The organism is Kibdelosporangium banguiense, from assembly GCF_017876405.1.
Lineage (GTDB): Bacteria > Actinomycetota > Actinomycetes > Mycobacteriales > Pseudonocardiaceae > Kibdelosporangium > Kibdelosporangium banguiense.
The window spans coordinates 4,918,354-4,932,188 of sequence record NZ_JAGINW010000001.1 but is presented as its reverse complement, the minus strand read 5'-3'; the positions used below and the strand labels follow the sequence as shown (position 1 = coordinate 4,932,188).

At 66.2% G+C, this 13,835-nt stretch carries 12 protein-coding genes; 6 read left to right on the top strand and 6 right to left on the bottom strand.

Going from position 1 to position 13,835, the window contains the following annotated elements; translation table 11 throughout:
• Positions 1 to 4: 4 nt before the first annotated feature.
• A complete protein-coding gene (locus tag JOF56_RS23360; RefSeq protein ID WP_209641580.1) occupies positions 5 to 1,222 on the bottom strand; it encodes an aminotransferase class I/II-fold pyridoxal phosphate-dependent enzyme in 1,218 nt (405 codons plus the stop codon).
• 86 nt (positions 1,223 to 1,308) lie between these two features.
• Positions 1,309 to 1,938, bottom strand: a complete 630-nt coding sequence (locus JOF56_RS23355; protein ID WP_307855223.1) for a thiamine pyrophosphate-dependent enzyme — start codon at positions 1,936 to 1,938, stop codon at positions 1,309 to 1,311.
• Between the two features lie 84 nt (positions 1,939 to 2,022).
• On the opposite strand from JOF56_RS23355, the gene recQ reads away from it, so the two are divergent.
• The 6 genes from recQ (at position 2,023) to JOF56_RS23325 (ending at position 9,239) form a co-directional block, all read left to right on the top strand.
• Complete coding sequence (gene recQ, locus JOF56_RS23350) at positions 2,023 to 3,843, top strand: DNA helicase RecQ (protein WP_209641578.1); 1,821 nt, start codon at positions 2,023 to 2,025, stop codon at positions 3,841 to 3,843.
• Positions 3,844 to 3,896: 53 nt separating this feature from the next.
• Positions 3,897 to 4,157, top strand: a complete 261-nt coding sequence (locus tag JOF56_RS23345; RefSeq protein WP_209641576.1) for a DUF3040 domain-containing protein — start codon at positions 3,897 to 3,899, stop codon at positions 4,155 to 4,157.
• Between the two features lie 58 nt (positions 4,158 to 4,215).
• Positions 4,216 to 5,406: an FAD-dependent monooxygenase gene (locus JOF56_RS23340; RefSeq protein WP_209641574.1), complete on the top strand. Its 1,191-nt coding sequence runs from the start codon at positions 4,216 to 4,218 to the stop codon at positions 5,404 to 5,406.
• Positions 5,376 to 5,768, top strand: a complete 393-nt coding sequence (locus JOF56_RS23335) for a hypothetical protein (RefSeq protein ID WP_209641572.1) — start codon at positions 5,376 to 5,378, stop codon at positions 5,766 to 5,768. The genes JOF56_RS23340 and JOF56_RS23335 overlap by 31 nt, the downstream gene beginning before the upstream one ends.
• 19 nt (positions 5,769 to 5,787) lie before the next feature.
• Positions 5,788 to 8,760, top strand: coding sequence for an AfsR/SARP family transcriptional regulator (locus JOF56_RS23330; protein ID WP_209641570.1), 2,973 nt, complete (start codon positions 5,788 to 5,790; stop codon positions 8,758 to 8,760).
• A 197-nt stretch (positions 8,761 to 8,957) separates the two neighbouring features.
• Positions 8,958 to 9,239: a hypothetical protein gene (locus JOF56_RS23325; protein WP_209641568.1), complete on the top strand. Its 282-nt coding sequence runs from the start codon at positions 8,958 to 8,960 to the stop codon at positions 9,237 to 9,239.
• 107 nt (positions 9,240 to 9,346) lie between these two features.
• Here JOF56_RS23325 and JOF56_RS23320 read toward each other — a convergent pair whose 3' ends face one another.
• The 4 genes from JOF56_RS23320 to JOF56_RS23305 form a co-directional block, all read right to left on the bottom strand.
• Complete coding sequence (locus JOF56_RS23320; RefSeq protein ID WP_209641565.1) at positions 9,347 to 9,949, bottom strand: nucleotidyltransferase family protein; 603 nt, start codon at positions 9,947 to 9,949, stop codon at positions 9,347 to 9,349.
• Between the two features lie 57 nt (positions 9,950 to 10,006).
• Positions 10,007 to 12,307 carry an alpha-L-fucosidase gene (locus JOF56_RS23315; RefSeq protein ID WP_209641563.1) on the bottom strand — a complete coding sequence of 767 codons (2,301 nt, stop codon included), beginning with the start codon at positions 12,305 to 12,307 and terminating at the stop codon, positions 10,007 to 10,009.
• A 220-nt stretch (positions 12,308 to 12,527) separates the two neighbouring features.
• Positions 12,528 to 13,232, bottom strand: a complete 705-nt coding sequence (locus JOF56_RS23310) for a DUF2625 family protein (protein ID WP_209641561.1) — start codon at positions 13,230 to 13,232, stop codon at positions 12,528 to 12,530.
• Entirely contained in the window at positions 13,233 to 13,811 is a 579-nt protein-coding gene (locus JOF56_RS23305) for a TetR/AcrR family transcriptional regulator (RefSeq protein WP_209641559.1), read from the bottom strand.
• Between the last annotated feature and the right edge of the window lie 24 nt (positions 13,812 to 13,835).

The following is a 13,835-nucleotide window of genomic DNA, read 5'->3' as shown; positions in this document are numbered from 1 at the left end:
GACCTCAGCCCTCCAGCACCTTCGTCTGACGCGCCGCGGTGATGAACGAGTCGATCGCGTAGTCGATGTCCGCCCGGCTGTGCGCGGCGGTGATGGCGATACGCAGCCGCGCCATGTGGGGCTGGACGGCCGGGCTGATCACCGGCAGGCCGACCACGCCGCCCTTCTGCAGTGCGGAGGCGAAGTCCCAGGCCTTGTCGTTCGAGCCGACGATCAGCGGCACGACCGCAGTCTCGGTGTCGCCGGTGTTGAACCCGGCCTGCTGGACGAGGTCACGGAAGCGCGCCGCCTCACGTTGCGTGTACGAGACGCGCTCCGGCTCACGGTCCAGGATCCGCAACGACTCCAGCGCGGCACCGACCTGGGCGGGGGCCAACGCGGCGGAGAACAGGAACGGCCGGGCGAACCGCTTGACGTAGTCCATGAGGATCTTCTCGCCGACGATCCAGCCGCCGTTGGCCGGGATCGCCTTGGACAGCGTGCCCACCTTGATGTCGGCCTTGACCTCGTAGTTGAAGTGCTCCTCAATGCCCCGGCCGGTCGCACCGATGACACCGAGCGCGTGCGCCTCGTCGACCATCAGCAGCGCGTTGTGCTTGTCGCAGACCTCGCGAAGCGCGGGCAACGGCGCGATGTCACCGTCCATTGAGTACACACTGTCCACGATCACCAGACGGGTTCCACCCGGCGCCGTGGCCTCGAGCCGCCGGTCGAGGTGGCCGGGGTCGTTGTGCCGGAAGCGGGTGAGCGTGGCACCGGTCAGCTGCGCACCATCCACAATAGACGCATGGTCCAGCTTGTCGAGGAAGATCGTGTCACCGGCACCGACCAGGGCGCCGATGACGCCGACGTTGCCGGCGTATCCGGAGCTGAACACGAGCGCGCTCTCACGGCCGAGGAACTTGGCGACCTCGCGTTCGAGTTCCTCGTGCAGCGGAATCGTTCCGGCCAGCGCTCGCACGCCGGGGGTACCGGTGCCGTACTCGTCGACCGCGGCCTTCGCTGCCGCCACGACGCGCGGGTCACCGTTGAGTCCGATGTAGCCATAGCCGGACATCATGAGGAGACGCTGACCCTCGACGAACACATAGGCGGTGTTGCCGTCGGCCTTGTAGGGGACGAAGTTGTTGCGCCTGCTGGGCTCCCATTCGAGCTCGAAGATGCGTTCCTGGATGTTCGCGATCTTCGGCTCTAGGTACTTCCAGGCTTCAGATGTGCTCACGTGCGTCTCCTCACCCACGTACTGCCGCGTTTCACGGATTTCGCTGACATCATTTCTACGCAGTAGCCGCAATTCGGGCGCAACAGCTACAAAAAAGCCCTCAGTTCAGGCACTTCCGCCACCGCGGCCCGTACCCGCTGTTCGTGCGTGGGCCGATGGACCTGCCGCAGAATCCCGGTCGGGCGGATCTTCGGGCCGGCCGGCCGGATCTGGATCAGACCGGAACCGCGATGGTGCGCGGCGGCGGCAAGAACCTCGGTCAGGCCGTCTTTGTCATTGTCGGCCACCCGTCCGAGAAACGACATGTCACACGTCAGTGACAACGGGTCAGGCTTGTTGTCGTACAACAGGACCTTGATATTCACATTGGTGTGCAACGAGTTGATCAGGTGATTGCCGCCTGCCGCCATGGTGTGGCCGTCCTGGATGATCACCCAGACCGACAGGTCCGGGCGGCCCATCGCCACACCGGTGGCGATCGCCGGGGCCCGGCCGTGCACCGAGTGCACGCCGTCGATGTCGCGGTAGTGCGGAGCGGCGTGGCAGCCGATTCCCGAGAACAGCACGATCTTCTCGCGTGCGAGCCCCAGTGACGGCAGGTACGCCTGTACAGTGTCCAGAACGGCGTAGTCGCCGCAGCCGGAGCACCAGTGGATTTCCTCTTGCCGTACCGGTGAACCCGCGAGCCCCCGCAGGCCGATGTCAAGAGCTGTCACGTGTACCTCCCTTGATGGCAGAACTTTCACCGTAAGCAAGGCCCGCAAGACGCCCGCAACACCGCGGGCGGCTAGGATCGCCGGGTGGCTTCGCTCGAGACCGCGAGCCCGGCGCTGGATACCCTGCGCCGGGTCTTCGGGTACGACTCCTTCCGCGGCGAGCAGGAAGCGATCATCGATCACGTCGCGGGTGGCGGTGACGCGCTCGTCCTGATGCCGACCGGTGGCGGAAAGTCGCTCTGCTACCAGATTCCGGCGCTGGTCCGGCCCGGCGTGGGCATCGTGGTCTCGCCGCTGATCGCGTTGATGCAGGACCAAGTGGACGCGTTGAACACCCTCGGGGTGCGCGCCGGTTTCCTCAACTCCACCCAGGACTTCGAGGAACGCCGGCTGACCGAGGCGATGTTCCAGGCAGGCGAGCTGGACCTGCTCTACCTCGCGCCCGAACGGCTGCGGGTGCCCGCGACGCTGGAGCTGCTCGACCGCGGCCGCATCTCGCTGTTCGCGATCGACGAGGCGCACTGTGTCGCCCAGTGGGGCCACGACTTCCGGCCGGACTACCTCGGCCTGTCGCAGCTGCACGAGCGCTGGCCGGACGTGCCGCGGATCGCGCTGACCGCCACAGCCACCGAGGCCACCCACGCCGAGATCGCCAACCGGCTCAACCTGGGCGAGGCCCGGCACTTCGTGGCCAGTTTCGACCGGCCCAACATCCAGTACCGGATCGTGTCGAAGGCCGACCCGAAGCGTCAGCTGCTGGACCTGCTGCGTAACGAGCACACCGGTGACGCGGGCATCGTGTACTGCCTGTCCAGGGCGTCGGTGGAGAAGACAGCCGAGTTCCTGGTGGCCAACGGGATTCCGGCGGTGCCGTACCACGCCGGGCTGGACGCCCGGACCCGTGCGGAGAACCAGTCGCGGTTCCTGCGGGAGGACGGCCTGATCGTGGTCGCGACGATCGCGTTCGGGATGGGCATCGACAAGCCGGACGTACGCTTCGTCGCCCACCTTGACCTGCCGAAATCCGTCGAGGGCTACTACCAGGAGACCGGTCGCGCGGGCCGGGACGGGCTGCCGTCGACCGCATGGCTGGCGTATGGCCTGCAGGACGTCGTGCAGCAGCGCAAGATGATCGAGACATCCGAGGGTGACGACGCGCATCGCCGCAGGCAGAGCACGCATCTGGACGCGATGCTGGCATTGTGCGAGACCGTCACGTGCCGTCGTGTGCAGCTGCTGAACTACTTCGGCCAACGCGGTGAGCCGTGCGGCAACTGCGACACGTGCCTGACGCCGCCCGAGTCGTGGGACGGCACCGTGGCCGCACAGAAGCTGCTGTCCACGATCTTCCGCCTGCAGAAGGAGCGCCGGCAGAAGTTCGGCGCCGGCCAGGTGATCGACATCCTGCTGGGCCGCAAGACCGCCAAGGTCATCCAGCACGACCACGACACGCTGACGGTCTTCGGCATCGGCGAGGAGCTGAGCGAGGCCGGGTGGCGTGGCGTGGTCCGGCAGCTGCTGGCCCAGGGCCTGCTCGCGGTCGAAGGCGACTACGGCACGCTTGTGCTCACCGATGCCAGCGCCAGTGTGCTGCGCAAAGAGCGGACCGTTCTCATGCGGCGTGAGCAGGAGAAAGCCGCGACATCGAAGGCGGCGAAGCCCAAGAAGGCCGCCGTGGACCTGCCTGCCGAGGCCGTGCCGGTCTTCGAGAAGCTGCGGGCCTGGCGCGGCGCGGCCGCCAAGGAACAGGGCGTCCCGGCATATGTGATCTTCCACGACGCGACACTGCGCGAGATCGCGACGGCCTTGCCGAAGACCCTCGCCGACCTGGGCAGGATCAACGGCGTCGGGGAGAACAAGCTCGCCAAGTACGGCCAGCAGGTCCTGGACGCACTTGAGGGATAGATCAGCAGGTGACGGGGTACCCGGGCGCTATCGTCGACGCCTGGAGCCCCTGGATGTTTACTCCGTACGAACGCAGACAACTCCGTCTGATCGAAGAATGGTTCGAGAAGGACGACCCGCAGCTGGCCAGGATCCTGCGCTCGGGCCCGGTCAGAAAACCGTCGAGCGTTCCCCGGTTGATCGCCTTCTCAGTGGCCGGCGCACTCGGTGTGCTCGGTGTGCTGACCGGTGTGTTCATGTTGCTCTTCGGCTCGATGATCGCCGGCGTGGTGGCCTTCGGCATGATCGCCAGCCGGCACCGGAAACGGTCCTGACAAGGCCGGTCAGCGCTTGGTGCGGTAGCCGTCAGCGCCCGGCCGCACCGTTGTCCCCATGAACATCCTGATCTCAGGCGCCGGCGTCGCCGGACCGGCAGCGGCTTTCTGGCTCCAGCGGTACGGCTTCATGACCACCGTGGTGGAACGAGCCCCAGCGCTACGCTCCGACGGTTTCGCCGTTGATTTCCGCGGTTCCGCGCACATCGGCGTGCTCACCCGAATGGGAATCCTCGACGATGTCCGCGCGATCCAGACCAACATGGGCACGCAGAACGTCATCTCCGCGACCGGAAAGACCCTCGCATCCCTGCCGTCCGAATTCATGAGCGGCGAGGTGGAGGTGTTGCGCGGCGAATTGAGCCACCTGCTGTACGAGCGGACGAAGGACAACACGGAATATGTCTTCGGCGATCACATCACCGGTCTGAGCGAGACTCCCGGTGGCGTCGACGTGACGTTCGCCCATGCCGCACCGCGGACGTTCGACCTGGTCATCGGGGCTGACGGGCTGCATTCCGGGGTGCGTTCGGTGGCGTTCGGCGAGGAGTCCCGCTTCAGCCGGTTCCACGACTACTACCTGGCCGGGTTCGCCACCCCGAACTACCTCGGCCTTGAGAACCGCGGCGTGATGTACAACGAACCGGGCAAAGGCGTCATGTTCTCCGCGGGCAAGCGATCCACCGGCGCGTTGCTCGTCTTCGCCTCTTCGGAGCGTGGTTTCGACCGGCTTCCGGCTGATGAGCAGAAACAGCTCGTCGCGGAGACCTTTGCCGAGGTCGGCTGGGAGACGGCCCGCTTTGTCGAGGCGATGTGGCAGGCGCCGGACTTCTATTTCGACTCGATCAGCACCATTCACATGCCCGGCTACACATCCGGCCGCATCACCCTGCTGGGTGACGCCGGTTATGGCGCGACTTGCGGCGGCATGGGCACCGGCGCGGCCATTGTCTGCGCGTACGTCCTCGCCGGTGAACTCGCCCGAGCCGATTACCGGACCGCTTTCGGCCGATACGAATCACTCGTGCGTGACTACGTGACCAACTGCCAGAAAAGCGCCGAACGCGCGGGATCATTCCTCGCTCCACGCACCCGGCGCGCGATCTGGACCCGTAACAAGATGTACCGATTGCTCGGCATGCCCGCCATGACGAACATGTTCAACAAGATGACCACAAAGGCGGCGAGCAATATCGCCCTGCCCAGCTATGATGAGGTATGCCCGGCGCGGCCGGCTTCCCAGTCCTGAACATGCTGCTGTACCTGGTGATCGTGATAAGTCCGGTGGCAGCGTGCTGGATGGTCATGCGCCTGCCCCGGCTCATCCGCCGTCTGCGTCGCCGCCCGCAGGTGGTGTCCACGCATCCGCCCATCGAAAAGGTCGCCGCCGACCTGCGCCGTCTGCACAACCTGCTTGCCCAGTTCGGGCCAGGCACCCCGATAGTCCGGCGCCGGGGAACCCTGCAGGCGTACGACTGCCTGCTGATGCAGGCCTGTACCGCGGTCGAAGTCGACCACCGGCTCGACCGCCTGCCACCTGGCACGTCACTGGAGCTGGAGCGAATCCGCGTCGAGGAATCCCTCCGCGCGGCCGGCCTTGTGATCAGGTGACCTGTGAGACGATGGCCGGGTGTGGTTCGGGGTCCTGGGCCCGGTGGCAGCCCGGCATGCCGACGGCAGTGAAGTCGCGCTCGGCGGGCCGAAGGTCCGTACCCTGCTTGCGCTGTTGCTCGCCGATGCCGGGCACGTGATCTCCACGGATCGGCTGATCGACGGGCTGTACGGCGACGAGCCGCCGGAGAGCGCTGCGAACGCGCTGCAGTCACAGGTCTCCCGGTTGCGACGGAGTCTGGGCGGGCTGATCGAGCTGCATCCCACGGGTTACCGGCTCGCCATCGATCCGTCCGATGTGGACGCTTTCCGGTTCGAGGAGCTTGCCCGCGACGGCAGGCAGGCGCTCGACGCGGGCAATGCGAGCCGCGCGGAGAAGCTGCTCGGTGCGGCGCTCGAGCTGTGGCGAGGCCCGGCCGAGGTGGACAGCGCCCGGCTGGACGAGTTGCGGATGGCCGCGGTCGAGGACCACATCGAGGCACAACTGGCGTTGAACGGCCCTGATCTGGGCAAGCTGCAGGAGCTGGTGGCGGCGTATCCGTTGCGGGAACGCCTGCGAGGCCAGCTGATGCGGGCGTTGGCGGCCAGTGGACGGCAGGCCGAGGCGTTGACGGCATTCGAGGATGCCCGGCGCACGCTGGCCGACGAACTGGGCGCGGACCCGTCTGCCGAGCTGGCCGAGACACATCTGGCGATCCTCAAAGGACAGACCATCGCTGTCAATCCCGTTCCCGCCCAGCTGACCAGCTTCGTCGGCCGGGAGCCGGAGCTGGCTCGTGTGCGCGCATTGCTCGAAGCCAACCGGCTCGTCACACTGACCGGCCCTGGCGGCACGGGCAAGACCAGGCTTGCCGTGGAGGCAGCCGGCCGGCTGAGCGATGTCTGTTTTGTCGAATTGTCCGGCGTTGTGGACGAACTGTCACAGGTTGTCCTGGCCGCACTGGGCTTGCGGGAGCCCGCCAGATCGCGCCGTCAGGTGGCGCCACCGATCGACAGGCTGGTCGCGGCGCTCACGGATCGCCCGATGGTGCTCGTGTTCGACAACTGCGAGCACGTGATCGAAGCGGCCGCGCAGTTGACCGGACGCTTGCTCGCCGCGCACGCCGGCCTGCGAATCCTGGCTACCAGCCGTGAACCCCTTGGCATCACTGGGGAAACGCTCTTCGCAGTACCGCAGCTCACCATCGAACCGGCGATCCGATTGTTCACCGACCGCGCCAAGGCTGTGCGCGCGGACTTCGAGGCGGACGAGGGGGACATAGCGCACATCTGTCAGGCACTCGACGGGCTGCCGCTGGCGATCGAACTGGCCGCAGCGCGTGTCCGATCGTTGCCGGTCGCACAGGTCGCAGCCCGGCTGGAGGACCGGTTCGCCTTGTTGTCCAAAGGCAGCCGCGCGGCTGAGGCCCGGCACCGGACGTTGCGGGCCGTGGTCGAGTGGAGCTGGGACCTGCTCGACGACGACGAACGCGCCGTGGCCAGCCGCTTGACGGTTTTCGCCGGCGGAGCCAGGCTGGCCGACGCGGAAAGCGTTTGCGGCCTGCCGGACACGATGGACCTGTTGGCGAGCCTGGCGGACAAGTCGTTGCTGGAAGTGTCCGGCGACCGCTATCGCATGCTGGAGACCATTCAGGCGTTCTGCGCTGAACACCTTGGCGTTCAAACGTCACAGACGCGCCGGGCGCACGCACAGCACTTTCTCGGCTTCGCGCGTGAATCGAACAAACACTTGCTAGGCGCCGAACAGCTTTCCTGGCTGGCGGCGATCGACGCCGAACACGACAACCTGCAAGCCGCCCTGCGTTGGGCCGTCGAAGCGGATGTCGACCTGGCGTTGCAGCTGGTCGGCGCCTTGTCGACGTACTGGTGGATGCGCGGGCGACGGTCCGACGGCGCCCAGCTGTGTTTCGATCTCGCAGTCAAGATCGGACCGGACGACCTCACCGAAGACCGCGTGCTGTGCGTGCTGAACGCGTTGGCCGCCAACTCGCTGCCGGACCATCTGCAGAGCGTGAAAACCTGGGCCGCCAACCGGACCGGGCCACCGATGTACCCGTTCACCACAGTGCTTCTGGCTCCGGTCGTCGGACCGCCCGCGCCGCGGGTCGCGGAAGTGCTGATCGGCGACGACCCGTGGAGCCAGGCTCTCGCCCCGCTCGGCCGGGGCTACCAGCAGCTCTTCGACGGTGACATCGCCATCGCCGAGCGGACCTGGACCACCGCGCTGGCCGAGTTCCGGGCGATCGGTGAGCGGTGGGGCATCATGCAGGTGCTCAGCGAACTCGGCACGATCACCAGTTGGCGCGGGGACCACGCACGGGCGATCGCGATGCTGGACGAGGCCATCTCCCTGGTCGGCGCGCTCGGCGCGACCGAGGATCTCTGCGACATGCTCAGCAGGCGAGCCGACTGCCGCCTCAACGCGGGCGACCTCGCAGGCGCCGGCGCAGATCACCACCAGGTGCTCACTCTGGCCAACCGGCACGCCACCCCCCTCTTCCAGTCCGCAGCGCACAGCGGCATGGCCAATGCCGCACGGCTTCGCGGCGACCTGCGTGCGGCTCGCGAGCTGGCCGAACTGGCATTGGCCGAGTGCGGCACCGGATGGTTCGGCCCGGATTGGGCGCGATCACAGATCCTGGTCGGACTCGGGTGGATCGCGTGCGCCGAAGGCAACTCGGCCGAAGCGGTATCCCGGCTGGCCGAGGCGATGAAAGACGCGATCGGCTGGGGCAACGTGCCCCTGGCCGGAGCAGTGACCGAAGCGTTGAGCGGCGTCGCCCTGCTCAACGGCGAACCCGAACAGGCCGCTCGACTGCTCGGCGCGGGCGCAGCGTTACGCGGCATAGCCGTGGTCTGCGCCGACGGCGTCACCCGGGTGACCGAAGCCGCGACCGCAATGATCGGAGCCGACGCGTTCGCCAGCGCGTACGCCGAAGGCCAGGCAATGAGCCGCCCCGAGGCGCTCAGGCTCGCCTCGGCATCGCTCTGATCGACGCCGGCCGGAAACTTCATGCCCCGCCAGCCGGGACAGCCATTGACAGGCCACGATCCGCCATGCCTGAATTCAGACCTTAAACAAAGTCGTAAGCGCCCCCTGCACAGGAGGCCTCCGTGACACCTCACCTGTTGTGTCGTGCGGTAACTCCGCGCGTCACAGGTACGCTGTCGAGCGCGCCTGTGTCCATTATGGACGAAAACCTGCCTTCAGCGCCGGCGAACCCGCGACCGACAGGCACCCCATACCGCTTCAAGGTCCGCAGCCTCACCACAATCAACGACCACGTCTTCGTCGCCGCAACAGTCGGCCAACGCATCTACCACCCCAGCAGCAATCTGGTCGACCAGTCCCAAGGCACATACAACCGCCTGCGCACAGTAGAAGCAGTCAACCAAGGCGATATCTGGCCGACCACCACAACAGGAAACGACCGAATCCCGCACATCGACATCGTCTACTCCAGCAGCTGATCCCACCCAGACCGCTCGGATGGCCGGGACAACTGGCGGCGCTCCGGCCATCCGAGCACCCACATCATGAGGGGGAAGGTCTTGCCGAAACCTCAGGCCGCAATTCATCAGCTTTCAGGCCAAGGCAGGACTGTCAGTTCGGGCCATTGTTGGAGCCAGCGCTGGGTTTTGGTCTCGTAGACGCTGCGGGGTGCGAGCACTGGATTGGGCCGGACGACGAGGTTGAACACGTCGGCGAGGCCGTGCGGAGCGTAAACGCGCCACCTGTCGTTCTCGACAAGGCGGATGCCGACGCAACAAGTTGTTGCCGCGAATGAGTCGATGGCTGCTTCGCTGGACGGGTAAGGCGGGCACGGTACTCCGAAGCGGTCTGAGTACCAAAGGTGTACTCGTGCCTCGTTGCGGATCTCCACGTCCACGGGCAGATCCCCAAAGACGGCTGCGCCCGCCTGGATGACCTCGTCCTCGGCTTCCCAGCTCAGGTCGGTTGCGTCGAAGTAGAACAGGTCGTAGTCCCTGATGCCCGCGGCCGGCGGACGGCCGGTGACTACGTTCCACACGGTTTGGACCAGGCAGCCGGAAGTCAGGTACCACCCTGGCAAATCCAGTTTCTCGGCCCGTGCCAGGACTTCCATCAGTTGCGAGTTGCGGGTGAGGGTTGCCCGTAGCGCGTCGAGTTGTTCGTCCAGCGGGAGTCGGCCGATCATCATGGTGTATGTCTAGCGGAAACCCGTGGGGCCCGACGGGATCGGGCCCCACCAGCGCCGTCAGGCGATCTTCACGACCCAGGCGTGCTGGCCGGCGTTCTTGGCCGCCTCCGGGATGTCGATCACGAGTTTGCCGTTCTGCTGCGCCCATTTCAGGGCTGGGCCGTTGTAGCCCAGCATCGTGACGCGGTCGCCTGGCCGGATCGGGACAGGTGCGTCCACCACGAGTTGGTTGCCCGGACGTTCGAGCGAGGTGATGTAGAAGGCCTCGTTCTGCTTGACGGAGAAGCGCAACTGGCCCTGTGCCGCCATTCGTGACCAGTACGTGGTGCCGTAGATCGACTCGCCGTTGGTCTTGAGCCAGGCGCCGGTCTCACGCAGGCGGGTCTCCATGATCTGTGGGATCGAGCCGTCCGCGCGCGGGCCGATGTCCAGCAGGAAGTTGCCGTTCTTGCTGTTGGTGTCCGCCAGCGTGTCCACGACTTCGTTCGCGGTCATGTACATGCTGTCGGGCGTTGCCTTGTTGTAGCCGTACGAACGCGGGTCCAGGCCGCGGCTGGCTTCCCACTTCTTGACCACGGTGTCCGGGTAGGTCGCGTATTCCGGGGTGGTGAAGTCGTGTGTGGGGATCCCGCAGCGGTCGTCGACTGTCACGTCCTTGGGCTGCTGACGGTTCTTCGCGCGGTTGAAGTAGTCGGCGAGCACTGTGCGGCTGTCGTTCACCCCGCCGATGTCGCACCAGATCACGTCGGGGTCGTACTGGTGCACGATCTCGCGCATCTGCGGCGCCTGGTAGTCCCGCACGTAGTCGCGTCCGGCCTGGTAGCCGGTGTACGGCTCGTCAGCGCCGGTGTAGGGATTGCGTGGGCCGTGGCCTGTCCACGGATTGTCCGGGTTGTACCACTCGGGCATCGAGAAGTAGAGGCCGTTACGCATCTCGGGTGTGTACTTGCGGGACGCGTCGAACAATTCCTTGACCAGGTCCCGTTTCGGGCCCAGGTCGACCGAGTCACGACCGGACACTTTGGAGTCGTACAGCGCGAAACCCTCGTGGTGCTTGGACGTCAGTACGTAGTACTTCGCGCCCGCTGCCTGGAACAGCTGGGCCCACGCTTTCGGGTCGTACTTCGCCGCGGTGAACTGCGGGATGAAATCGTCGTACTTGAAGTCCTTGCCGTACGTCTGCTCGTGGTAGCCGTAGACCGCGTTGTTCTTGTCCTCCATCCAGCGCCAGTACCATTCCGCGTACTGCTCGCCCGGCGGCGACCAGGCCGGAACGGAATAAACACCCCAATGGATGAAAATGCCGAATTTGGCGTCGTCGAACCAGTACGGCGACTCGTGGGTGCCCAGCGACGCGTCGGTCGCCTCGTAGTCGGTGACGCCGAGGGTGAACCGGACCGGCTGCTCGACGCGCAGGCGGTTACCCTGCGCGACAACCTTCCCGTTCACGATCGTGTCCACAGGAGCACCCGTCCGGACGACGCCGATCCGGACGCGTGCGTTCTCACCAGGAGCAAGCCGCTTCACGAAGGCCGGTTGCACGGTTGTCGCGCCAAAGACGTCGACTCGCACATTCAGCGCGTCTCGCTCGGTGATCCACTCATCGCCGAGATTGGTCACGGTCGCTTCGACGGCCTGCACGTTGCCCTTGCCGGGCATGAGTTTCGTCGTGGACCTGGAGCCTCGCAGCGCCAGCGCCTTGCCTGCGGCCGCCGGTTGGGCGGTCATGGCGAACACGTGCAGGCTGGTCTGGTTGGGCTGCGGCGGTTTGGTGGTCGGCAGCGTCACGGCGACGGCTTCACGGCTTGCGTCGGCCCAGACTTGAGCTGCGGAAATGGACACTTGATGCTGGTCGGTGCCGGTCGGCGAGTACCGGAACGGCGCCGCGATCGGCCCTGACGAGCTGTACCAGTCAGGGCCGCCGAGGGACGCCGTGGTCGTGCCACCGTCGGCGTAGTGCACGGTCGCCGTGCCGGATGCCATGCCGTAGCTGCCCGCGACGAGGAAGTGCGCGGCGTGGTACTTGCCTTTGGGGATCTCGATCCGCTGTCCCAGCGCGATGACGTTGTTTTTGACTCCTGGCCCGGCGCTTGGGAAGGCGTACGGCACGCCGTCCACCACAACTCTGCCGCTGGGCAGGCCTTCCGCTGGATACGTGTAGCCGGAACCGTCGAAGTTGCCGTCACGCGCGGCGGCCGTGTCGATGCCGTCGTTGTCGAAGTAGCGATCAAGCGGCACGGTCACCGGATCTGGAATGGCCGCCTGGACCAGCGGCTCGTCGGCCGCCGCGGGCACGCCGACGGCGAGCAGGGCGGTCATGGTCAGCAGGGTGATCGTCTGTCTGGGTCGCGTTCGCATACACACTCCAGCGGGTGCAGGGAACCGGCCGCAACATCCGATGTTTCCGGGCACGACGAACCCAGGAGACCCGCGTTGCGGCAGATCACGCGTTAGTCATCCGATGACTGTGATGCTGCTCGGCTGATCGTCACACGTCAAGACCCGAAGGTTCGTCAGATCGATGAACAAAACACCGATGACTCACGTCCACATGCGACAAGCCTGTGGTGGCGTGTGATCAGCTGACCGAGCCGAGGAAACCCGGTGCGGTCATGCCCATCTTCTCGCAGAAGTCGGCGTGCAGGCCGAGCAGCTCGGACAGGGGGACGGCAGACCTCGTGGTGGCGTCGAGGTCCACGTGGGCCTCCTCCGACCACAGGAACGGGTATACCGCGATGCCCTGCGTGGGCTGGAGAGCCAGGGCCTCGGCTTTCCAGTTCCGCCACCGCAGCCCTTCGTAGAACTCGTCCAGGGCACCGGACAGCAGCCACTGCAGCCAGGCGCCGTAGCCGCCGATCTCCATCGGCTCCCACTCGAGGGTGTCCGGCGCGAAGTAGATCATCTGCCCCTGCACGCCTGGGCGGCCGATCGAGGCCGGGTCGTAGCCGTTGAGCGCGAACACGCCTCCGACCGCGTCATGGGCGACGATCAGCCCGCGAGGGGGCTGCCAGGTCGGGTCGACCTCGTCGGGGAAGCCGTTGACCTTGGCGAGGTTGGAACCGCCGTAGACCCGCAGCCAGCCGCCGTCCAGGATCAGCCCTTCGGTGTGCAGGATCATCGCACCGAGCGGCGAACGCACGCTGACCTGCAACTGCAGCAAGCAGGAACGGCCCGCGGGTGACGCGGGCAACACTCGCAGGAGAGTCGCACTGTTGGCGAAATCCTGCTGGAGCAAGGGCCATACGGGCTCATCGACCTCGACGAGCTCCCCCAGGTCACGCATCTAAGAAATCACCGATCCGATATCGAGCAGGTCTTCGACATACCGGCGCAGCAGATCCGGGTCGTCCAGCCTGACAGTACCGGGAGTCGTGATGAGCGAAAGAGTGAGGCGGCAACACCACTCGACGACGACACGAGGCTCCACGTCAGGGAAGTCGCCGTCGGCGATCGCCTGCTTGATGTGCGGGCCGACGAAGGCGATGCCCATCTCGATGATCGGCCCGGCGTTGACGGTGAACCAGGGCAGGATCGCGGCCGGGTTCTCCCGCAAGCCCTTCTGCAACAGGGCATGCGAACGTGCGTAGCCGACCACGAAGACGATCGTCTCCACGAAGCGTTCACGCAGCGAGCCGCGGCGGGTCAGGACGTGCTCGGCGGCCTCGTGCATCCGGTTGATGTCGCGGTGCAGGATCGCGGCGACGATGGCTTCCTGGTCGCCGACGTACTTGTAGACCGTCGGCCGGGAAACGCCCGCCCGTTCGGCCACCGCTGCGTGGATCCGGGCGCCGGGCTCGCTTTCCAGCAGGCACTGTTCGGCGGCGTCGAGGATTCTGGCCTTGATCTCCTTCTCGCCCGCCATGTCAGGAGTTTACCGTTGACCTGC